Source organism: Nonomuraea sp. NPDC050733 (assembly GCF_040654215.1).
Lineage (GTDB): Bacteria > Actinomycetota > Actinomycetes > Streptosporangiales > Streptosporangiaceae > Nonomuraea.
In genome coordinates this window covers 503,313-523,044 of the sequence record NZ_JBFAHO010000003.1, presented here as the reverse complement: position 1 = coordinate 523,044, position 19,732 = coordinate 503,313, and the positions used below count along the sequence as shown (strand labels likewise).

The window sequence follows — 19,732 nt, the reverse complement described above, 5'->3', positions numbered from 1 at the left end:
GCCGTGGCCCCGAGGCTTCCGCGCACCGAACCCGAGGCTTCCATGTGCCGTGGTCCGATGGCTTCCATGCGCCGTAGTCCCGAGACCTCCATGTGCCGTGGCCCGTTGACTTCCACATGCCGCGGTCCGGTGGCATCCACGTGCCGCGGCCCTGAGGGGTGCCGGCAGATCATCGTCCCCTGGGCTTCGTCCGCCCTGCTCTCCGAGCATGCCGACAATTCATGGCCCCGGGACCCTCTGTACGCCTGTCCCACCTGTGCCGTGACGACCGGCCGGCGCAGGCATCCACGGTGTGGCCACAGGGAGAGCCGGTGGTCAGGAGGCCTACGGGGCTGGTGGGTCTTTCGGGCGTGTCGTTATCTCGTGTTGTCAGGGCCGTAAACCGCCGGAAATTTGCCTTGTCAGATCCCAAATCGCCCCGCTGTCAGCGGTTTACTGGACGCGCGCACAATTAACCGGCTGCAGAGCCTTCATATCCTGGCAGACGCTGCGTAGACTCCCGGCACCGGCCAAGGTGATCCGGCGAAACTGCGGACTCAACCGGAAGCGGCACCCACAACCCGGATGGTGCCGCACCGCCAGCCGACGTTCGCAGCACCGCCCGGGCAGGACGACCGGTCTTGCCGAGGAGAACCCGATGTTTAGGCACGTGCTGGCCGCCGAGCCAGCGTCCAATCTGGCCCTGAACGGTAACAATCTCACCATCGTGATCGTGGTCGCCGCGGTCGCACTGATCGCTCTGGCCGTCGCCGGCGGCCTGGTGCGCGAGGTGTTGCGCGCTGACCAGGGTACCGAGCGCATGCAGGACATCGCCCGGGCCGTGCAGGAAGGCGCTGCCGCCTATCTGGCACGGCAGTTCCGCACGCTGGCGATCTTCGTCGTCGTGATTCCGTTCCTGCTGCTTCTGCTGCCGGGCGAGACCGATGTCCGCATCGGTCGCTCCATCTTCTTCGTGGTCGGCGCGGTGTTCTCCGCGTTGACCGGGTTCATGGGCATGTGGCTGGCCGTGCGCGGAAACGTGCGCGTGGCCGCCGCGGCCCGCGACACGGGCGAGAAGCGCGCCATGCGCATCGCCTTCCGCACCGGCGGCGTGGCGGGCATGTTCACCGTCGGGCTCGGCCTGCTGGGCGCGGCCGTCGTCGTCTTCCTCTACCAGGGGGACGCGCCGGGCGTGCTCGAAGGGTTCGGCTTCGGCGCGGCGCTGCTCGCCATGTTCATGCGTGTCGGCGGCGGCATCTTCACCAAGGCCGCCGACGTCGGCGCCGACCTGGTCGGCAAGGTCGAGCAGGGCATCCCGGAGGACGACCCGCGCAACGCCGCGACCATCGCCGACAACGTGGGAGACAACGTCGGTGACTGCGCCGGCATGGCCGCCGACCTGTTCGAGTCGTACGCGGTCATGCTGGTCGCCAGCCTGATCCTCGGCAAGGTGGCCTTCGGCGAGCAGGGACTGATCTTCCCGCTCATCGTCCCGATGATCGGGGTGGTCACCGCCATCATCGGCATCTTCGTGACCGGCATGCGCGACCGCGACCGCAACGGCATGTCCGCCATCAACCGCAGCTTCTTCATCTCCGCCGCCATCTCCGCGGTGCTGGTCGCGGCAGCCGCGTTCTGGTACCTGCCGGACAGCTTCAGCGGCCTGAGCGGCTCGGCCGTGAAGTCCGACGCGGACCCGAGGCTGATCGCCATCGGCGCGGTGCTCATCGGCCTGGTCCTGGCCAGCGCCATCCAGCTCCTGACCGGCTACTTCACCGAGACGAACCGCCGCCCGGTCCGGGAGATCGGTGAGAGCTCGGCCACCGGCCCCGCCACCGTCATCCTGGCCGGCATCAGCGTCGGCCTGGAGTCGGCGGTCTACTCGGCGCTGATCATCGCGGGCGCGGTATACGGCGCGTTCCTGCTGGGCTTCGGGAACGTGACGATCGCGCTGTTCGCGGTGGCGCTGGCCGGCACCGGCCTGCTCACCACGGTCGGCGTCATCGTGTCCATGGACACCTTCGGCCCGGTCTCCGACAACGCGCAGGGCATCGCCGAGATGTCCGGGGACGTCGAGGGCGAGGGCGCGCGGGTCCTGACCAGCCTCGACGCCGTCGGCAACACCACCAAGGCCATCACCAAGGGCATCGCGATCGCCACGGCCGTGCTCGCGGCGACCGCGCTGTTCGGCGCGTTCCGCACGGCGGTGGAGTCGCAGCTCGCGCAGGCCACCTCGTTCAGCCTCAGCATCGACCAGCCGAACGTACTGGTCGGTCTCATCATCGGCGCGGCTGTGGTGTTCCTCTTCGCCGGCCTGGCGATCATGGCGGTCGGGCGGGCCGCGATGCGCGTGGTGTTCGAGGTGCGCGACCAGTTCCGCAACAACCCGGGCATCATGGACGGCTCCGTGAAGCCCGAGTACGGGCGCGTGGTCGACATCTGCACCCGTGACTCGCTGCGCGAGCTGGCCACTCCGGGGCTGCTGGCGGTCATGACGCCGATCGCGGTTGGCTTCGCGCTCGGGTACGCGCCGCTGGGCGCGTTCCTGGCCGGAGCGATCGCCTGCGGCACGCTGATGGCGGTGTTCCTGGCCAACTCCGGTGGCGCCTGGGACAACGCGAAGAAGCTGGTCGAGGACGGCCACTACGGCGGCAAGGGCTCCGAGGCCCACGCCGCGACCGTCATCGGTGACACGGTGGGCGACCCGTTCAAGGACACCGCCGGTCCGGCCATCAACCCGCTGATCAAGGTGATGAACCTCGTCGCCCTGCTGGTGGCGCCCGCCGTGGTGCTGTACGCGGGCAACACCGTGCTGCGGGTCGGGGTCACGGTGTTCGCAGTGGGAGTGGTGGTCGTGGCCATCGTCGTCTCCAAGCGGCGCTCGGTCACCAGCGAGCCGGCCAACAACAACAACCGGGAGCACACCCCGGTCGCGTCGTAGGCCGACGCCCTCGCAGTCCGCACGTGCCCGTCCTTCCCGATGTGGGGAGGGCGGGCGCTCGCGTTTCGGGACGAAGGCTTCGCGTCTTCGACGGCGTCGGGGGGAAAGAGACGGTTGCGGCGGTCTCGGGTGAGGGGCGGCTGCGGCGGCCCCGGATGGGGGGCGGCTATGGGGGCTCGGGCGGGGCGGGTGTGATGGTCGCACGGTGGCGAGCGGGTGTGGTGGTCGCACCGGGGGGCCCGGGTGTGTGGGTCACATGGTGGCGGCGGTGTGGGGGCGCATGGAGGAGCGGGTGGCGCATGGCGGAGAGGCGGGGGTGTGGTGGGGGGCCGAGTGATCGGACCCCTTCGGGACACCTGACTGCCCCGGTGGGAAACTGTGCGGATGGACGACAAGCGGCCCACCGGTGGAAAGACGCTGGCCCTCATCCTGCTCGCGATGCTCGTCATTCTGGCCGTCATCGTGGCCATGGGCATGTGGGCGTCGAGGGGGGTGTGATCGGATGCCCACGCTGATCGTGCTCCGCCACGCCAAGGCCGCGCAGGTGCCCGGCCTGAGTGACCGCGAGCGGCCGCTGACCGAACGGGGCGAGCGGGACGCCGGCCGCGCCGGTGACGAGGTGCGGGACATGGGGCTCGTCCCCGACCTGGTCCTGTGCTCGCCGGCCGAGCGCACCAGGCGCACCGCCGAGCTGGCGTTCCCCGACGTCGAGGTGAGCTACGAGCGCGATATCTACGAGGCTTACCCGGACGAGCTGCTGGAGTTGGTCAGGAGGACCGGCCCGGAGGTGGGCACGCTCGTCCTGTGCGGGCACAACCCCGGGGTGCACGAGCTGGCGCTCGGGCTGGCGGGCGGAGACTACGGGTTCCGGCCAGGGTCGTTCGCGGTGATCCGGACGGGTTCCTCCTGGGTAGACCTGTGCCCAGGGGAGGGACACCTGGTCTCGCGCTGGGATCCCAAGGAACACTGACCGGATCCCGGGGAACACCGACCAGATCTGAAGGAAACACCGACCAGGGGCGACACGCATGCGGGGGGCCGCCGGAGCGTTGCGTGACGGGTTCGCGCTGCCGGCGCGCCCGCCGTGGAAGTACGGGTTGCTGTGCGGGGTGGCCGTGGCGTGGCCGTTGTTCGCCGGCGTGGCCGCGGGACTGCCGCACAGCGGTGCGTTCGTGGCGCTCGGCGCCTACCTGACCGCGTTCGGCGACACATACGGCAAGCCGTACGCGCAGCGGGCCTGGAACCTGGTGGTCAAGCTGGTCCTGGTGGCGGCCGGAGCGTGGCTGGGGCTGTTCCTGGCGCCGTACCCCTGGTGGGGGGCCGTGGCGATCGGCCTGGTGGCGGCGGCCGGGCGGTGGAAGCTCGTCGGGACGCCGCCCGCGATCGCGGCGATCGTCGCCTTCTACCTGCACGGGCCGGTCGGGCCGGCGGGGCCGCTGGAGATGGCGCTGGGCGGCGCGGTGTTCCTGCTGCTGGCGATGGCGCCGTGGCCGGTGCGGCGGCTGGACCCGCTGCGCGACGCGCTCGGCGGGGCACGGGAGGCGCTGGCGTCGCTGCTCGACGGCGTCGACCTGGACGAGGAGGCGTGGAGCCGGCTCCGGGAGCGCGCCTCGAAGGCGCTGGAGGGGGCGGCCACGGCGTCGGCCTCGTTCCACGCGGGTGAGGACACCACGCGCTCCGCCGACGCGTACGTGCGGATGCTGCTGCGCGTCTTCGCCGAGACGGTCGCGCTGCGCCGGCTGCGCGTGGAGGCCGCGGCGGACCGGCGGGAGATCGACGAGGTCGTACGGGCCATGACCGTGGCGCTGCGGACGAGGGCGCCGCAGGACGTGCAGGCGGCACTGGACGCGGCGGCGCGCTTCGGCGAGCACGCGGGCGAGGTGCGGTCCGGCTCCGGCGCCGACCCGGCGTCGTTGCGGCGGGTCGCGGTGCTGGGACAGGTGCGGCGCTGCCTCGACCGGCTCGTGGTGGCGGTGCGCGGGATCGGGGTGTTCGCCGCGCGGGGGATCCGGGCGCCGGCCATGCCGCCGAGGGTCTTGTGGCGGCCCGTGGTGTGGAAGCCCGTGGTGTGGCGGCCCGTCTGGCGGGGCGGTGCGGGCCGCTGGCGGCCGGCGAGCCTGGAGAGGGCGTGGCGGCGGGGATGGCGTGGGGCGCGGCGGCGGGTGTCCCGCGTGATCCGGACGGCGTGGCGGGCGCTGAGGGCCGGTGGGGTGGCCGAGCACTCGGGGCGGCTGGGCATCGCGGTGACCGTGGCGATGGCGCTCGTGATCGGCACGCACGAGGTGTACGGCAAGTGGTTCGTGATCACGGTGTTGCTGGCCCTGCGGTCCACGTACGGCGACACGGTGGAGCGGGTGGTCCTGCGGGTGGCGGGCACCGTGCTGGGGGCGGCCGTCGCCGCGCTGATCCTGGCGGCGGTCCCGGGGCCGTACACGATCGCGGTCACCGTGCTGGTGTTCGCCACGGCCGGGTACGCGCTGCGCGAGGTGAGCTACGGGTACTGGATGGTGTTCGCGACGCCGCTGGCCATGATGCTGGCCGACTTCTCGACCCGGCTCGACTGGCGGGCGGCCGGGGCCCGGCTGCTGCTGACCGTGGCGGGCGGTCTGCTGGCGCTGGCGGCGGCGCGGCTGCTGTGGCCGCGCGGTGAGGGCGGACGGCTGCGCGGCCGGACCGCCGGGCTGCTGGAGGAGCACGCGTCGCTGGTGGACACGCTGGCCGAGCGGGACCTCGACGCCGTGCTGGCGCGGGTGGACGCGGCGGGTCAGGCGGCCGACGAGCTGACCGCGTCACTGGACAAGCTGGGCAAGGAGCCGGGCGGGCGGGTCCCGCCGGAGCTGCGCGAGGCGGTGACGGCGGCCCGGAGGCTGCGGGACGACGCGCTGGTGGTGGCGTCCGTGCTGCGCGGCTCGCAGGTGGGCTCCGACGCCACCGTCGCGGTGCTGGACGCGGTGGCGGACCGGCTGGCGGCCGTGGCGGAGACCGTGCGCACCCGGGAGCCCGCCCCGGAGGCCGACGAGCTGGAGGCGCGGCTGGCCGAGCTGGCCGGGGAGGTCAGCTCCCTCATGGAGGAGGCCGTGGCGAAGGAGGCGGCCGAGGGCGTGGCGGCGGAGGAGGCGTCCGCGGTGCGCCGCCAGCTCCGGCTGACCGTGACGGCCCACCCGGCGCTGCGCTCCCTCTGCTCCGACGCCCTCGAACTCGCCCGTAAGACCACAGAAGCCCTCGAACCGGCCCGCGAGAACCCGGTCACCGCCTGAGAGCAGCCGCCACCACCCGGAAGAAGCCCGAAGAAGCCCCGAAGAAGCCTGGAAGAGCCGCTGCCCCTGAACGGAGAGGTCAGCGGCTGAGTGCGGTGTCCTCGGCGTCGGCCGCCTCGACCTCGTCCCGGGAGATGCCGAGCAGGTACAGGATCGAGTCCAGGTACGGCGTGTTGACCGTCGTGTCGGCCGCCTGCCGCAGCACCGGCTTGGCGTTGAAGGCGATGCCCAGTCCGGCCGCCGCGATCATGTCCAGGTCGTTGGCGCCGTCGCCGATGGCCACGGTCTGGCTGATCGGCAGCCCGGCCTCCCGCGCGAACCGTTCGAGCGCCCTGGCCTTGCCCGGCCGGTCGACGATCTCGCCCGCGACCCGGCCGGTGAGCCGGCCGTCCACGATCTCCAGGAGGTTGGCGGCGGAGTAGTCGATGCCGAGGTCCTCGACGAGCGCGTCGGTGATCTGGGTGAAGCCGCCGCTGACGATGGCGAAGCGGTAGTCGAGCCGCTTGAGCGTGCGGACGAGCGTGCGCGCGCCGGGCGTGAGCACGACCTCCTTGCGCACCAGCTCCAGCACGTCGGCCGGCAGCCCTTCGAGCAGGGCGACCCGGCGGCGCAGCGACTCGGCGAAGTCCAGCTCGCCGCGCATGGCCTCCTCGGTGACCCGGGCCACCTCGTCCAGGCAGCCGGCGTGGGCCGCGAGCAGCTCGATGACCTCGCCCTGGATGAGGGTGGAGTCGACGTCCATGACGATCAGCCGCTTGGCCCGCCGGGACAGTCCCGTGCGCTGCACGGCCACGTCGACCTGCTGGGCGGCGGCCTCGGCGGCCAGCTCGACCCGCAGCGCGTCGGGGTCGGCGCCGGAGACGGACAGCTCGATGCAGGTGACGGGCCACTGGGCGAGGCGCTCGATGCGGTCGATGTTGGCGCCCGCGGCGGCGATGCGGCCCGCGATGCCGGCGATCGCGGCCGGCTGGAGGGTGGCGCCGAGCACGCTGACCGACAGCCGGCCGCGGCGGCGCTTCTCCTTGGCCTGGGAGCCGGTGGAGAGCTCCACCTCCATGCCGAGGTCCTCGCCGATGCGCTCCACGGAGGTCCACAGGGCGCCCAGGGTGCTGCCCGTGCCGGTGGACGGCCCGCCCGCGTAGGCGACGAGCACGCCGAGGGTGAGCCGCCCCCGGATGACGACCTGCTCGATGTCGGAGACGGTGACCGGGAAGTTCGACAGCACGGAGAAGAGCCGGGAGGTGACGCCGGGCCGGTCCGGGCCGTTCAGGGTGATCAGGAGGGTCCGCTGGTCCACATCGAGTCACGCTACTGTGCCCGGCGGGATGGTCGCGGACCAGGGTGGGTGTTCATGACCCGGATCACGCCGCGGGCGGGCCCGTCGTTCATTCTGCGAGCAGCAGGTGGGTGTCGCCGAACTCGTGCCACAGGTATCCCTCCCACAGCGCCGCCTCGTACGCCCGGGTCAGCGGGCCGGTGCCCGCGATGGCGGTCAGCATCATGAGGTGGCTGGACCGGGGCTCGTGCAGGCCCGTGAGGAGGCCGGTGACGGCGCGCACCCCGGTCTCGGGCGTGACGACGTGGCTGGTCCAGCCCGCGGCGGCGGCCACCTGCCCGTCCGCGTCCACGGCCGTCTCCAGGGCGCGTACCACGGTGGTGCCGGCCGCCACGACCCGGCCGCCGTTCCGCCGGGTGAGGTTGACCAGCCGCGCGGTGGGCGCCGGCACCTCGTACCTCTCGGCGTAGGGCGGCTCGTCCTTCTCGGGTGAGGCGACGCCGGTGTGCAGCGTGACGGGCGCGATGTGCACGCCGCGCGACACCAGCGCCGTCACCAGGGCGGCGCTGAACGGCCGGCCCGCGCTGGGCATCTCGGCGCTGCCCGGCACGGTGGCGAACACGGTCTGGTAGGCGTCGATCGGCCAGTCCCTGGCCACGTAGGAGTAGCGGATCGGCGTCCCGTGCTCGCGCAGGTACGCCTCCACGTCCCGGTCGAGTCGGGCCCGCCACAGCCGTGGCGTCTCCCGGCCGAGCAGCCGCAGCGTGGCCCCGCCGGGCAGCGGCAGCCACTCGCCGGCCTCCCCTCCGGCGTACGGCTCGGAGGCGGCGCTCGTACGGCGGCGCAGCTCGACCAGCCACGTGCCGTCCTCGCGGGCGGTGGAGAAGTGGACGGCGAGCCGGTCGAGCCGGACGGCGGCGGGCAGCGTCGCCGAGTTGTTGACCACGACGAGGTCGCCGGGCGCGAGAAGCGCGGGCAGGTCCGTGAACCGGTGGTGCGCGGGCTGCTCGTCGCCGCGGGAGACGAGCAGGCGGACCCCGTCGCGGGGCAGCCCCCTGGCCTCGGGCGGCTCGTGCGCGGACAGGGCGTCGGGGAGGGCGAAGTCCAGCGCGGCGGTCATTGCAGGCTCACCCGCCCGGCGGCGGGCCGGGCCTTGACGAGGTCGTGGAGGGCGGCGGCGACCTTCGCGGGGTCGGCGGCGCCGGCGGCCTCCTGCTCGCCCACGGCGTCGGCGAGCATCCGGGTGTTCATCTCGCCGGGGTCCACCCACCAGACCGCGACCTCGTCCTCCTCCGCGGCCAGCACGTTCGAGAGCTGCTCCAGCGCGGCCTTGGTGGCGCCGTAGCCGCCCCAGCCGGGGTAGGCGCCCGTGGCGGCGTCGGAGGTGACGTTGACGATCGCGCCGCGCCGCCGGCGCAGCGCGGGCAGCGTGGCCTGGACGAGCGCGAGCGGCGCGGTCACGTTGGTCTCCAGCAGCGCCTTGAACGCCTCCAGCGGGTACGACGCCAGCGGCGGCAACGGCGTGACGCCGAGGTCACTGGCGTTGTTGACCAGCAGGTCCAGCTCCGGTACGGCCAGCGACAGCCGCTCGACGTGGGCCGGGTCGGTCACGTCGCCGGGGATGGCCGTGGCGCCCAGCTCGGCGGCGACCCGGTCGAGGTCGTCCCTGCCGCGGGCGGTGAGGACGAGGTCCCAGCCCGACTCCGCCAGCGACCGGGCGAGGGCGAGGCCGAGGCCGCGGGAGGCGCCGGTGATCAGTGCGGTGTTCGTCATGTCTCGACGGTAGGAAAACGGCGGCTCCGGGACATCGGACCTCGGACCCGTCCGCGTCTGGGCACTTCGTCCTAGGACCATTTCCGGCTCGGGAGCACGGGGCGGGGACCATAGAGTGTGTCCGTGACGTCGGACCGGGAGGAGATCCTGCAAGCGGTGAGCTCCGCCGTGCTCGCGGTCACCCGGCACCTGTCGGTGCGCGAGGTGCTCCAGGTCATCGTCCGCTCGGCGCAGCGGCTGCTCGACGCCCGCTACGCCGCGCTCGGGGTGCCCGACGAGGACGGCTCGTTCGCCGAGTTCGTCGCCGAGGGGCTGACCGACAAGCAGTGGGACGCGATCGGCCCGCTCCCGCGCCAGCACGGCATGCTCGGCGCGATGCTCCGCGAAGGCGACCCGGTGCGGCTGCCCGACCTGCGGGACGACCCGAGGTTCGAGTGGTGGCCGAAGGCGCATCCGGTGATGAAGGACTTCCTCGGCATGCCGATCCGCGACGGCGACGAGGTGCTCGGCATCGTCTTCCTGGCCAACAAGCGCACGCCCGGCGGCTTCACGGAGGCCGACGAGGAGCTGCTGACGATGTTCGCGGCGCACGCGGCGATCGCGCTGACCAACGCCCGGCTGTACGAGCGCGGACGCGAGCTGGCCATGCTGGAGGAGCGCAACCGGGTGGCCCGGGAGCTGCACGACGCGGTCACGCAGAAGCTGTTCTCGCTGCGGCTGACGGCGCAGGCCGCGGTGACTCTGCTGGAGAAGGCGCCCGACAAGGCGGCGGCCGAGCTGGACCGGGTGCAGCGGCTGGCCGGCGAGGCGCTGGCCGAGCTGCGCGCGGTGATCGTGGAGCTGCGCCCGGCCGAGCTGGACCGCCACGGCCTGGCCGAGACGCTGCGCAAGCATGTGCGCCTGCTGGACCGGCTGCATCCGGCGCGGGTGGCGTTCGACTGCGACGAGCCGCCGCCGCTCGGCTCCGCCGTGGAGGTCGCGCTGCTCAGGGTGGCCCAGGAGGCGCTGCACAACGCGCTGCGCCACTCGGGCGCGTCCGAGGTGTCGGTACGGCTCGGCCATGCGGGCGGCCGGCTGACCCTGTCGGTGACGGACGACGGCGACGGCTTCGAGCAGGGCGGCTCGCGCGGGCTCGGGCTGGTGTCGATGCGGGAGCGGGCGGAGTCCGTGGGCGGGGTGATGACCGTGGATTCGGCGCCGGGCCGGGGCACGACGGTCCGCGTGGAGGTGGGCGTGTGATCCGGGTGCTGATCGTCGACGATCATCCGGTGGTGCGGCAGGGGCTGCGCACCTTCCTCGACCTGCAGGACGACATCACGGTCGTGGGGGAGGCGGGTGACGGGGCGCGGGGGGTCGAGCTGGCCGCGGAGCTGGCCCCGCACGTGATGCTGCTCGACCTGCGGATGCCGGTCCTGGACGGGCTGGGGGCGCTGGAGCGGCTGGCCGGGTCGCCCGTCCGGGTGCTGGTGCTCACGTCGGTGAGCGACCGGTCGGACGTGGCGCCGGCGATGCGGGCCGGCGCGGCCGGGTTCCTCTACAAGGACGTGGACCCGTCGGCGCTGGCGCAGGCCGTGCGGGCGGTGCACGGAGGGCAGGTGCTGCTGGCACCCGAGGCGGCCGAGGCCGTCCTGAGCGCCGGCAGCTCGGGCCCGGACGGGAGCTCGGGCGGCGTGCCGGGGCCGGCGCCGCTGACCGAGCGGGAGCGTGAGGTGCTCGCGCTGATCGCGGCGGGCCGGTCCAACCGGGAGATCGCCCGGAGCCTGGCCGTGGCGGAGAAGACGGTCAAGACCCATGTGTCGAACGTGCTGATGAAGCTGGGCGTCCAGGACCGCACCCAGGCCGCCCTGTACGCCGTCCGCCACGGCCTGGCCTGATCCCCGGCGCGCCCGGCTCGATCCCGGCGCGTCAGTGGCGGTCGGGGGAGGGCTCCAGGATGGCGTGGCAGGAGGCCACGAGCGCCCGCCGTACGGCACGGTCCAGCTCGCGCAGCGCGGCGTCGCGGACGGCGACCTGCCCGGAGGTGAGCCCCCGCTCCCCGGCCAGCCGCAGCACGGTCGCGAGCCGGGCGGCCAGCGCGGAGACGCGGTGCGCCCGCGCAGGGTAGCCGGGGGCCAGGTCGCCGCCCGCGGCGCCCAGCCGCTCCGGACGGCCGGCCAGGGGCCCGTCGACGGAGTCCAGCGACTCGGTGGCCGCGCGGATCGCGGCCGACAGCTCCTGCTCGGCCTCCGCCAGCGACGGCAGGTCGTGGCGCACGGGCCCCGCCTCGTACACCGACAGCCGCACGCCTGCGTACGACGACCCGCGCCGGTCGGGTGAGGGCACCAGGCCGAGGCGCCGGTCGGACAGCACGGCGATGGCCGCCTGCCCCGCCTCGACGGCGGCCGCGTTGAACTCCGGCGGCCCGGACAGCCCGAGCGGGTCGCCGGGCGCGGGCAGGGCGAGCCGCAGCTCACTCAGGCCGTCGCGGCGCAGGACGGCGAGGTGCTCGCGCAGCGGAACCTCTCCCACGACGGTGGGTCCGCCGGCGCTCTCCACCCGGTCGGCGGCCTCGTCCAGGCCGACGTGGCCGGCGAGCCAGGCGTTGCCCCACACGACAAGAACCCGGCAGACAGGTGATTCAGGGTGCACCGGTCCACGATATGCGCTCGCCCTGCAATAGGTTTGTCCCGAGCGTTCTCCTAAGGAGGGATCCGAGGATGGGTGGTCAGGTGCTGCGGCTCCAGGACGTCGCCGTCAGGCGCGACGGAGCGGCCCTGCTGCGCGGCATCGACTGGACGGTCAACGAGGACGAGCGTTGGGTCGTCATCGGGCCGAACGGCGCGGGCAAGACCACGTTGCTGCAGGTGGCGGCCACGCTGTTGTTCCCGACCGAGGGCGTGGTCGAGGTGCTGGGCGAGCGGCTGGGTCAGACGGACGTGTTCGACCTCCGGCCGCGCATCGGGCTGGCGAGCTCCGCGCTGGCCGAGCGCATCCCGCCGGAGGAGAAGGTCATCGACCTCGTGCTCACGGCCTCGTACGGGATCATGGGCCGCTGGACGGAGGAGTACGACTCCAACGACGTGACCCGGGCGGTGGAGCTCATCGACATGCTGGGGGCGGCGCACCTGATCCGCCGCCGGTTCGGCACCCTGTCCGAGGGGGAGCGCAAGCGGGTGCAGATCGCCCGCGCGCTGATGCCCGACCCGGAGATGCTGCTGCTCGACGAGCCCGCCGCCGGCCTCGACCTGGGCGGCCGGGAGGACCTGGTGCGCCGGCTCTCGGTGCTGGCCCACGACTACCGCTCGCCCACGCTGGCGCTGGTCACGCACCACGTGGAGGAGGTGCCGCCGGGGTTCACGCACGGGCTGCTGCTGCGCAACGGCTCGGTGGTGGCGCAGGGCTCGCTCGACGACGTGATGACGGCCGACAACCTGTCGCGGACCTTCGGCGTGCCGCTGACGCTCGACCGCAGCGCCGACGGCCGCTGGTACGCGCGGGCGCTCTGACCTGGCACCCCCGCAGGCCCATGCCGGATCGGGCCCTCTAGGCTCGGGCGGGTGATGTTCTGGGAGGGGGTCGCGGTGTGCGCGGCCGGTGTCGCGGCCGGAGCGATCAACGCGGTCGTCGGGTCCGGGTCGCTCATCACCTTCCCGACCCTCGTGGCCGTGGGCGTCGATCCCGTGGTCGCGAACGTGTCCAACAACATCGGCCTCGTCCCCGGCTCCTTCACCGGCGCCTACGGCTACCGCCAGGAGCTCAAGGGCCAGCGCGAGCGGCTGCTGCGGCTGGCCCCGGCCTCCTGCCTGGGCTCGCTCATCGGCGGAATTCTGCTGCTGTTCCTCGACCCGGCCGTGTTCCACGTCGTGGTGCCGGTGCTGATCGGCCTGGCCTGCGTGCTGGTCGTGGTGCAGCCCAAGCTCAACGGCTGGCTGGCGGCGCGGCGCGAGGACGCCCATCCGCACGGCGGGGTGGCGCTCTGGCTGGGCGTGTTCGGCGCGGGCCTGTACGGCGGCTACTTCGGCGCGGCGCAGGGCGTGCTGCTGATCGGCCTGCTCGGCAGCTTCCTCGACGACGGCATCCAGCGGGTCAACGCCGCCAAGAACGTGCTCTCGCTGATCGTCAACGCGACCGCGGCCGTCCTGTTCTTCTTCATCGCCGACATCGACTGGTGGGCGGTGCTGGCCGTCGCGCTGGGCGCCACGGCCGGCGGGTTCCTGGGGGCCCGGATCGGGCGGCGCATCCCGGCTCCGGTGCTGCGCGGCATCATCGTGGTGGTGGGGATCGCGGCGATTATCAAACTAGTGTACGGATAAATTCCAGACTTTCTGGGTATAAATCCGTACATGAAGGGTGATCGGGTGGAGATCGTCATCGACGCGGGCGGCACCCCGCGAACCTACGAAGTGATCGCCACCCGCGCGGGCCGCCGCGTCGAGGTGGCCACGCGCCGGGGCCTGGTCGAGGTCAGCGAGGTGACGCGCGGCGGCACGGCCGTACGGACCGCGCGGTTCATGTCCAGCCGCATCCTCGCCCTGGTGGAGCACCCCGCCGACGAGAACTCCCACGGCGGCGGCGCGCGGGACGACGACTGAGGACGGGGCGCGGCCCGGCCCGCGCCCCGGCCGTACGGGCCTCAACGGAAGTCGGCGGCGTGGTCCTCCGCCCACTGGCGGAACGTCAGCGCGGGCCGTCCCAGCAGCCGCTCCACCGTGTCCGTGACCGTCTCGGGCGACGTCACGAACGACTCCCAGCCCCGCAGCGCCCCCTCCACGAAGCCCGGGTCACCCCACGAGGCCAGCAGCAGCTCGCGCGCCTCCTGCGGCGGCATGTCCTCCCAGCGCACCTCGCGCCCGACCGCCTCGCCGATGACGCGCACCTGCTCGGCCTGCGTCAGCCGCTCCGGCCCGGTGATCACGTAGGCCGCCCCGGCGTGGCCCCCGGAGGTGAGCACATGCGTGCCGACCGCCGCGATGTCCTTCTCGTGGATGAGCGACCTGGAGGCCGCCCCGAACGGCCAGCGCACCACGCCCTGCCGGATCTGCTCGGCCCACCCGAGGGTGTTGACGGCGAACCCGCTCGGCCGCAGGAACGTCCACGTCATCCCGGTCCGCCGGATGAGCCGCTCGACCCGCTGGTGGAAGATCGTCGGCTCGTCGTCGTCGCCGGCCCCCGGCACGTCGGCCGACAGGTAGACCACGCGGCGGGCGTGCTTGGCGACGGCCTCCACCACCGGCTCGGCCGTCTCGGCGGCGAAGCCGGGCCAGATCAGGAAGACGGCGTCCACGCCGCGCAGCGCCGGCTCCAGCGTCTCGGGGGCGGTCAGGTCGCCGCGTGCGGCCTGGACGCCCTCGGGCAGCGTGGCACGGGAGGGATCACGGACCAGTGCCCGCACCGGGATTCCGGCCTCCGCGAGCTGGGAGACGACGTGTCTGCCGACGTTGCCGGTCGCACCGGTCACGAGGATGTCGTTCATGCCTCCGACCGTAGAACCTCAACCAAGGTTCATATCAATCCCGGCCGTACCTGGAGGATGCCGTCCTTGCGGACCCGTGTCTCGAACGCGGGGGCCGGCGCAGTGGCGGGGCCGTGCCGCACCGAGCCGTCCTCCAGCCGGAACGTGCTGCCGTGCCAGGGGCAGACCACGCACGCCTCGCCGTCCTCCGTGACCAGCCGGCCCTGGTGGAGCGGGCCCGCCAGGTGGGGGCAGCGGTCGGCGAGCACGGTGACGCCCTCGCCCTGCCGCAGCACGAAGAGCTGGATGTAGCCGAGCCGCCGGGCCACCGGCCTGCCGTCGGGCAGGTCGCTGAGCCGGCACAGGTCGTGCCAGCCGAGCGGCACCAGGTGGGCCACCTGCGGCGCGTGGTTCGCGCCGGCCGCCTGCCGGTAGGCCATGTGGCCGCCCAGGTAGGCGCCGATGCTGCCCACGCCGAGCCCGGCCCAGGACAGCATGCGGCCGGCCCGTTCGCGGCCGGACAGGCGGGTCGCCAGCGAGGCGGTGAACAGGCCGAGCGCCGTCACGTTCGACAGCATGTGCACGAAGCCGACGCGCTGCTGCTCCCGGTGGAGTGAGGACCAGTCGGTGAGTCCGGCGGCGGCCGTGGGAAGGGCGTTGCCGATGCCGACGGCCAGCAGCAGCCGTGCGGCGCGGGGATCGATGGTGGTGAGGTCGAGCACACCGGCCGACGCCCAGCAGCCCAGGCTCACCGTCGCCATCGGCGGGTGCAGGGGCTTGCCGGTGGGGACGCCGTGGAGCACGTCCCGCAACAGGCCCGGCCGGATCCGGTCACGTACGGCCTTGGCGAGTCGCTGGATCGGCTTGTCCATGGCCTTGGACTTCTCCAGCCGGTCGGCCAGGTCCAGCGGTCCCCCCAAAACGCGCATCTGCCTACGTCTCGGTCGTACTATCTCTTTCACGACAAGTCCCCTACCCCACGCGTGAGGGCATCACTCGGACAGGTGGCCTCTCGCGACGGACAGCTCGACCAGCTCCATGGCGTACGCGCCCAGCGACGGCGAGCCGTCCTCGATCAGCCGCACCTTCTCCTTGACCTGCGACGCGGTGACGCGGAACAGCGGCCAGGTGCCGCCCTCGGTGTTGTGGTTGGCCAAAATCGGCGCGAAGCGGTCCAGCGCCTTGGCGAATCTCGCCTCCGGCGTCTCCCGCGCCTCGAACTCCTCCCACAGCGCGCGCATCGACGCCGCCTGGTCCGCGGGCAGCAGCGCGAAGATCCGCTCGGCCGCGGCCCGCTCGGCCTCGACCTGCGCGGCCACCGCCACCGGGTCGTAGATGAACGTGTCCCCGGCGTCGATCTCCACGAGGTCGTGCACGAGGAGCATGGCCACGACCCGCTGGATGTCGGTCCCCGGTGGGGCGTGCTCGGCGAAGACGAGGGCCAGCATGCCTACGTACCAGGAGTGCTCGGCGTCGTTCTCCCGCCGCGAGCCGTCCATCAACAGGTTGCGGCGGATGACCCGCTTCAACTTGTCGATCTCGACGGCGAAGGCGATCTGGGCGGTCAGGCGGTCCTCATCTGGTGCGATAGTCACGCGCGACACCTTAATGTGCGGTGATCACCCCGGTTGGCAAAATCGTGACCGGCACCCCGTTGAACACGGCATTTCCGGACGGAACATCGATCGCCGTTTCGTCCGTCAGGGAGTTCACGCTCACCCCGGCGTGCTCGGCGGCCACCGCCTGGGTGCTGCCCGCGTGACCCCAGCCGTGGGGCAGCGACACCACGCCCGGCATGATCGCCTCGGTCGGCTCCAGCGGCACCGTGACCTCGCCCTTCGCCGAGCGCACCACGGCGACGCCGTCCAGGCCGAGCCGGGCCACGTCGGCCGGGTTGATCTGCAGCGTGCAGGTGTTGCTGCCGCCGACGAGCGGCGCGACGTTGTGCATCCAGCTGTTGTTGGAGCGCAGGTGCCGGCGGCCGATCAGCACGATCTCCGGCGGCTCCTCCTCCAGCCGGCCGCGCAGCCGCTCGACGTCCGCCATGAGCTGCGGCGGGGCCAGCTCCACCACCCCGGACGCCGTCCTGAGCACCTCGCCGAGACGGGGCTCCAGCGGCCCGAGGTCCAGCCCGTGCGGGTGGTCGAGCAGCTTGCGCAGCGACAGGTCGCCCTTGCCCGCCCACTCGCCGTACGGGCCGAGCCGCAGCATCACGTCGAGCCTGCGCTCGGCGCCCGTCCCGCCGTCCAGCTCCGCCCGCAGCTCGGCCGGGTCGCGGCCCTGCACCGCCGACCCCGGCGTCTCCACCGCCTTGGCCAGCATCCCGCCGATGACGAACTCGTCGAGGTCGCCCTCCAGGCCCGAGGCGATCTGGGCGAGCCGGGAGAGGATCAGCGCCTCCGACGGCCGGTCGTCCAGCGGCAGCGCCGGCGGGGAGTACCGCGCGTAGTTGCGCACGGCCAGGCCGAGCAGCATGAAGTCGTAGTGGCCCGACTGCAGCACGCGGGGCGGCGGCAGGATCACGTGCGCATGCCTGGTGGTCTCGTTGAGGTACGGGTCGACGCTCACCATGAAGTCGAGCCCGGCGAGGGCCGCGTCGAGCCGGTCCCCGTGGGGCGCCGACAGCACCGGGTTGCCGGCCACGGTCACCAGCAGCCGGACCTGTCCCTCGCCGGGCGTCTCGATCTCGTCGGCGAGCGTCGCCACCGGCAGCTCGCCGTTCGCCTCGGGCAGGCCGCGGACGCGGCTCCTCCAGCGTCCGACCGTGTACGCCCGGCGCCGCCCCGGCGACTCAGTGGCAGCCTTGGGGAACATGGCGCCGCCCGGCCGGTCGAGGTTGCCGGTCAACACGTTGAGCACGTCCACCAGCCACTGGGCCAGCGTGCCGAACTCGGCCGTGCAGGTGCCGAGCCTGGCGTACACCGCGGCGGTCGGGGCCGCGGCCAGCTCCCTGGCCAGCCGTACGACGACGTCCGCGGGCACGCCCGTGCGGCGGGACACCACCTCGGGCGGGAAGTGCTTGGCCGCCTCCCGCACCTCGTCCAGGCCGTCGACCGGCGCCGCGACCCGCGTCAGGTCCTCCGCGAACAGCGTGTGGACCAGGCCGAACAGCAGGTAGGCGTCGGTGCCGGGCCGGACGGGCACGTGCTCGTCGGCCAGCGCGGCCGTACGGGTGCGGCGCGGGTCGACCACCACGAGCCTGCCGCCCCGGGCGCGCAGCGCCTTGAGCCGGCCCGGGAAGTCCGGCGCGGTGCACAGGGAGCCGTTGGACTCCAGCGGGTTCGCGCCCAGCATCAGCAGGAAGTCGGTGCGGTCCAGGTCGGGCACCGGGATGGCCATCGGGTGGCCGAACATCAGGCCGCTGGCCACGTGCTTCGGCATCTGGTCGGCGGTGCTGGCGCTGAAGACGTTGCGGGTGCCGAGCGCCTTGACCAGCGGCCCGCCGTACAGGGAGCCGGCCATGCTGTGGACGACCGGGTTGCCCAGATAGACGCCGAGGGCCTGCCGCCCGTACGTCTCGACGACCCGGTCGATGTTCGCCTTGACCAGGGCGAACGCCTCGTCCCAGCCGGCCTCGCGCCACAGGTCGCCCTCGCGGATCAGCGGCTTGCGCAGCCGGTCGAGGTCCTCGTCCAGGCGGCCCAGGCTGGCGCCCTTGGGACAGATGAAGCCCCGGCTGAACGGGTCGTCCTTGTCGCCTCGGACCCCGGTGACGTGCCCTCCGTCGTCGAGGGTCAGGGTCAGGCCGCACACGGCCTCGCACAGGGGACAGGTCCGGTGGACGGTCGCCGTCATCGCCACTCCTGGGTTCGTGGATTGAACTCATCTTGGCTCGTGCCGCCCGGCGGGGGAAGCCCCGGAGCCCCCGCACTGTCTCCGGGGCTTCGGCCAGGGAACGCCCGGCGCGGTGGGCGCTCCCTGGGGTCACCCGGTCAGGCCGCCGTCAGGGCCCGCTCGCGGTGGCGGAGATCAGGCGGCTCCTCGAGGTCCGGGCGCAGCGAGATCCAGGCGCGCCTGCCGTACAGGCGGTCCAGCCCCGGCGACAGGGCGCCCGGCAGCTCCTCGCGCCGCACCACCTCCACCACCACGAGCTGCGCCCGCCTGCGGTGCCGGTAGACGTTGGCGCTGCGCGCCCAGCACGCCGCGGCGATCTCCTCCGCGTACGCCTCGAACTCCGCGGCGCTGATGCCGGCCCTCGTCAGGATCAGTGCCTTCTCGCCCGTGCGCGTCGGCGTGATCCACAGCACCAGCGGGATCCTGCCGGAGCGGGTGTGCATGGTCGTCTCCAGGCAGGTGCGCTGGAGACGGTGCCGGGAGACGACGCACCAGAAGTGCGCCACCACCCAGTTGCGACCCGTCCGGGTGACCGCCGGCGCGGAGATCGCGCCGGCCGTCAGGGCGAACGGCGTCCAGTGGCCAACCCGCGCCGCCCCCAGCAGCATGAACGTGACCAGACCGGCCAGCGCGAGCAGCAGCAGCTCAGCGCGCCAGCGCCACAGCCGGGCCAGGGGGGCGCTCCGGCCCGCGCCGGGCAGGTCCTCGTTGGCCGGGTAGATCTGGTTCCGGGGGTTGCGCGGCATGCTCACGACACCTCCTCGGCCACCTTGGCGGGAAGCTTGAGCTGGTCGAACCGGGGATCGCGGTAGACGCGGCAGCCGAACCCGGCACGCTTCACGGCCCAGCCTCGCCGGTAGGCGAACTCGTCCGGCTCCATGCAGATCTCGCGGTCGGCCCAGGCGATGAGTTCCCGGATCCGGGACTTGATTCGCTTGAGTCCCTTGGTACCTTGTGAGTACATAGAAGACCCCTTTCGCGGCATTACTTGAGGTGGCTTCTTACGCCGGACTGCAGGCTGGTGACCACGTCGTCGCAGGGTGGCAGCCCATATGCGGCGATTCGGTGACCGGCCTCGGTCCGGCTTTTCGGTGCTCCCCTGACCTGTGCTCGTGTGAGCGGCGCTCGTGGCGGATGATCGGGCGGAGCTGCTGCGGTCGCGGCTTGCGTTCAGCTGAATGCGTGGTCCTTCCGGCAAACGGCCTCCCTGGCGTAGATCTGCGTATCCGGGACGGCGCCGT

The 19,732-nt window shown here is 73.0% G+C and carries 18 protein-coding genes; 8 read left to right on the top strand and 10 right to left on the bottom strand.

Translation table 11 applies throughout. The features are described 5' to 3' along the window. Positions 1–637 precede the first annotated feature (637 nt). The 3 genes from AB0H64_RS09315 to AB0H64_RS09305 all read left to right on the top strand — a co-directional run bounded on the left by AB0H64_RS09315 (position 638) and on the right by AB0H64_RS09305 (position 6,177). Entirely contained in the window at positions 638–2,920 is a 2,283-nt protein-coding gene (locus tag AB0H64_RS09315; RefSeq protein ID WP_357622017.1) for a sodium-translocating pyrophosphatase, read from the top strand. 502 nt (positions 2,921–3,422) lie between these two features. Beyond that, positions 3,423–3,890, top strand: coding sequence for a histidine phosphatase family protein (locus AB0H64_RS09310; protein WP_355434142.1), 468 nt, complete (start codon positions 3,423–3,425; stop codon positions 3,888–3,890). 58 nt (positions 3,891–3,948) lie between these two features. After that, positions 3,949–6,177 (top strand): FUSC family protein, encoded by a 2,229-nt coding sequence (locus AB0H64_RS09305; RefSeq protein WP_357622014.1) that lies wholly within the window; start codon positions 3,949–3,951, stop codon positions 6,175–6,177. Positions 6,178–6,256: 79 nt separating this feature from the next. Here AB0H64_RS09305 and serB read toward each other — a convergent pair whose 3' ends face one another. The 3 genes from serB to AB0H64_RS09290 form a co-directional block, all read right to left on the bottom strand. Further along, entirely contained in the window at positions 6,257–7,474 is a 1,218-nt protein-coding gene (gene serB / locus AB0H64_RS09300; protein ID WP_357622011.1) for a phosphoserine phosphatase SerB, read from the bottom strand. An 88-nt stretch (positions 7,475–7,562) separates the two neighbouring features. Then, a complete protein-coding gene (locus AB0H64_RS09295) occupies positions 7,563–8,573 on the bottom strand; it encodes an S-adenosylmethionine:tRNA ribosyltransferase-isomerase (RefSeq protein WP_357622009.1) in 1,011 nt (336 codons plus the stop codon). After that, a complete protein-coding gene (locus AB0H64_RS09290; RefSeq protein ID WP_357622006.1) occupies positions 8,570–9,226 on the bottom strand; it encodes an SDR family oxidoreductase in 657 nt (218 codons plus the stop codon). Before AB0H64_RS09290 ends, AB0H64_RS09295 begins: the two co-directional genes overlap by 4 nt. Positions 9,227–9,349: 123 nt before the next feature. Here AB0H64_RS09290 and AB0H64_RS09285 point away from each other — a divergent pair, with 123 nt between their 5' ends. Together AB0H64_RS09285 and AB0H64_RS09280 are read left to right on the top strand one after the other, a co-directional pair. Further along, a complete protein-coding gene (locus AB0H64_RS09285) occupies positions 9,350–10,465 on the top strand; it encodes a GAF domain-containing sensor histidine kinase (protein ID WP_357622003.1) in 1,116 nt (371 codons plus the stop codon). Then, complete coding sequence (locus AB0H64_RS09280; protein ID WP_357622001.1) at positions 10,462–11,100, top strand: response regulator transcription factor; 639 nt, start codon at positions 10,462–10,464, stop codon at positions 11,098–11,100. The genes AB0H64_RS09285 and AB0H64_RS09280 overlap by 4 nt, the downstream gene beginning before the upstream one ends. A 31-nt stretch (positions 11,101–11,131) precedes the next feature. On the opposite strand, the gene AB0H64_RS09275 is transcribed toward AB0H64_RS09280, so the two are convergent. Beyond that, positions 11,132–11,854: a hypothetical protein gene (locus tag AB0H64_RS09275; RefSeq protein ID WP_357621998.1), complete on the bottom strand. Its 723-nt coding sequence runs from the start codon at positions 11,852–11,854 to the stop codon at positions 11,132–11,134. Positions 11,855–11,922: 68 nt separating this feature from the next. On the opposite strand from AB0H64_RS09275, the gene AB0H64_RS09270 reads away from it, so the two are divergent. Genes AB0H64_RS09270 through AB0H64_RS09260 form a run of 3 tightly spaced genes read left to right on the top strand, consistent with a single transcriptional unit; the run spans position 11,923 to position 13,797 of the window. Continuing rightward, positions 11,923–12,711 carry an ABC transporter ATP-binding protein gene (locus AB0H64_RS09270; RefSeq protein WP_310707308.1) on the top strand — a complete coding sequence of 263 codons (789 nt, stop codon included), beginning with the start codon at positions 11,923–11,925 and terminating at the stop codon, positions 12,709–12,711. A gap of 51 nt (positions 12,712–12,762) precedes the next feature. Beyond that, positions 12,763–13,518, top strand: coding sequence for a sulfite exporter TauE/SafE family protein (locus AB0H64_RS09265; RefSeq protein ID WP_310707307.1), 756 nt, complete (start codon positions 12,763–12,765; stop codon positions 13,516–13,518). Between the two features lie 30 nt (positions 13,519–13,548). Then, complete coding sequence (locus AB0H64_RS09260) at positions 13,549–13,797, top strand: hypothetical protein (protein WP_357621994.1); 249 nt, start codon at positions 13,549–13,551, stop codon at positions 13,795–13,797. A 41-nt stretch (positions 13,798–13,838) separates the two neighbouring features. Here the strand turns inward: AB0H64_RS09260 and AB0H64_RS09255 are convergent, their stop codons facing one another. From AB0H64_RS09255 to AB0H64_RS09230, 6 genes are all read right to left on the bottom strand, one after another. Further along, positions 13,839–14,678 (bottom strand): NAD(P)H-binding protein, encoded by an 840-nt coding sequence (locus AB0H64_RS09255; protein WP_357621991.1) that lies wholly within the window; start codon positions 14,676–14,678, stop codon positions 13,839–13,841. A gap of 29 nt (positions 14,679–14,707) precedes the next feature. After that, positions 14,708–15,586 carry a Rieske 2Fe-2S domain-containing protein gene (locus AB0H64_RS09250; RefSeq protein WP_357621988.1) on the bottom strand — a complete coding sequence of 293 codons (879 nt, stop codon included), beginning with the start codon at positions 15,584–15,586 and terminating at the stop codon, positions 14,708–14,710. A gap of 63 nt (positions 15,587–15,649) precedes the next feature. Then, on the bottom strand, positions 15,650–16,261 hold the full coding sequence (locus tag AB0H64_RS09245) for an HD domain-containing protein (RefSeq protein ID WP_310707303.1): 612 nt from the start codon (positions 16,259–16,261) through the stop codon (positions 15,650–15,652). A gap of 1 nt (position 16,262) precedes the next feature. Then, positions 16,263–18,452, bottom strand: coding sequence for a molybdopterin-dependent oxidoreductase (locus tag AB0H64_RS09240; RefSeq protein WP_357621986.1), 2,190 nt, complete (start codon positions 18,450–18,452; stop codon positions 16,263–16,265). Positions 18,453–18,589: 137 nt separating this feature from the next. Beyond that, on the bottom strand, positions 18,590–19,243 hold the full coding sequence (locus tag AB0H64_RS09235) for a hypothetical protein (RefSeq protein WP_357621983.1): 654 nt from the start codon (positions 19,241–19,243) through the stop codon (positions 18,590–18,592). Further along, positions 19,240–19,455: a hypothetical protein gene (locus tag AB0H64_RS09230; protein WP_357621981.1), complete on the bottom strand. Its 216-nt coding sequence runs from the start codon at positions 19,453–19,455 to the stop codon at positions 19,240–19,242. Before AB0H64_RS09230 ends, AB0H64_RS09235 begins: the two co-directional genes overlap by 4 nt. Positions 19,456–19,732: the final 277 nt, after the last annotated feature.

Excerpts from the sequence above, each read along its gene's own strand:
- AB0H64_RS09315 (WP_357622017.1), top strand. The coding sequence starts at position 638 with ATGTTTAGGCACGTGCTGGCCGCCGAGCCAGCGTCCAATCTGGCCCTG.
- AB0H64_RS09310 (WP_355434142.1), top strand. The coding sequence starts at position 3,423 with ATGCCCACGCTGATCGTGCTCCGCCACGCCAAGGCCGCGCAGGTGCCC.
- AB0H64_RS09305 (WP_357622014.1), top strand. The coding sequence starts at position 3,949 with ATGCGGGGGGCCGCCGGAGCGTTGCGTGACGGGTTCGCGCTGCCGGCG.
- AB0H64_RS09295 (WP_357622009.1), bottom strand. The coding sequence starts at position 8,573 with ATGACCGCCGCGCTGGACTTCGCCCTCCCCGACGCCCTGTCCGCGCAC.
- AB0H64_RS09290 (WP_357622006.1), bottom strand. The coding sequence starts at position 9,226 with ATGACGAACACCGCACTGATCACCGGCGCCTCCCGCGGCCTCGGCCTC.
- AB0H64_RS09270 (WP_310707308.1), top strand. The coding sequence starts at position 11,923 with ATGGGTGGTCAGGTGCTGCGGCTCCAGGACGTCGCCGTCAGGCGCGAC.
- AB0H64_RS09260 (WP_357621994.1), top strand. The coding sequence starts at position 13,549 with ATGAAGGGTGATCGGGTGGAGATCGTCATCGACGCGGGCGGCACCCCG.
- AB0H64_RS09255 (WP_357621991.1), bottom strand. The coding sequence starts at position 14,678 with ATGAACGACATCCTCGTGACCGGTGCGACCGGCAACGTCGGCAGACAC.
- AB0H64_RS09250 (WP_357621988.1), bottom strand. The coding sequence starts at position 15,586 with ATGCGCGTTTTGGGGGGACCGCTGGACCTGGCCGACCGGCTGGAGAAG.
- AB0H64_RS09240 (WP_357621986.1), bottom strand. The coding sequence starts at position 18,452 with ATGACGGCGACCGTCCACCGGACCTGTCCCCTGTGCGAGGCCGTGTGC.
- AB0H64_RS09230 (WP_357621981.1), bottom strand. The coding sequence starts at position 19,455 with ATGTACTCACAAGGTACCAAGGGACTCAAGCGAATCAAGTCCCGGATC.